The 938-nt window shown below is 48.7% G+C and carries 1 protein-coding gene; it reads right to left on the bottom strand.

Annotated features, from left to right (window positions below; translation table 11 throughout):
• Nucleotides 1-938: DNA gyrase subunit A (locus R7E78_RS24970; protein ID WP_318058452.1), on the bottom strand; the 938-nt coding region annotated here is incomplete at both ends.

Here is a 938-nt window from a genome sequence, read left to right as displayed (position 1 = left end):
TCATCAGCAAATCGCAATCGACGCGATTCGAACGTGGCACGATTACGATACGAGTTGGGTTCTCATGATCCGATACGTCACGAAGATATTCTACCATCGGTAGCTTCTTCGCACGCATTTGGTTTGCGATCTGCTCAAGCAGCTTCGAGCCAGACACTTGATGCGGAATCGACGTGATGACGATGTCTGACCCTTCTTTATGCCATACCGCACGCATCTTGATGCTGCCACGGCCGTTGCGATAGATCTTTTCAATTTCCGCTTGAGGCGAAATGATCTCCGCTTCTGTTGGGTAATCTGGACCTTTCACAAACTGCATAACTTCAGGCAATTCTGCTTTCGGATTGTCGATCAGATGGATAGTTGCGTCAGCCACTTCACGAACGTTGTGAGGTGGGATATCTGTCGCCATACCAACCGCGATACCCGTTACGCCATTCAACAAGATATGAGGTAGACGTGCTGGCAACATTTGAGGCTCTTTCATCGTGCCATCAAAGTTTGGTTGCCATTCCACAGTGCCCTGACCTAACTCACCAAGCAATACTTCTGCAAACTTCGACAGTTTCGCTTCGGTATAACGCATTGCCGCGAAAGATTTCGGGTCATCCGGAGCACCCCAGTTTCCCTGACCATCAACCAGTGGGTAACGGTAAGAGAATGGTTGCGCCATTAATACCATCGCTTCGTAACATGCAGAGTCACCGTGCGGGTGGTATTTACCTAACACGTCACCAACGGTACGTGCAGACTTTTTGTATTTTGCTGATGCCGAAAGACCAAGCTCCGACATCGCGTAAATGATGCGTCGTTGAACCGGTTTTAAACCATCGCCAATGTATGGCAATGCACGGTCCATGATTACGTACATCGAGTAGTTCAGATAAGCGTCTTCAGTGAACTTGCGCATTGGCAATTGTTCAACGCCATCGTAGGTA

Source organism: Vibrio sp. YT-19(2023), assembly GCF_033337395.1.
The sequence above is the reverse complement of the archived record's forward strand: the minus strand, read 5'-3'. Positions and strand labels throughout refer to the sequence as shown.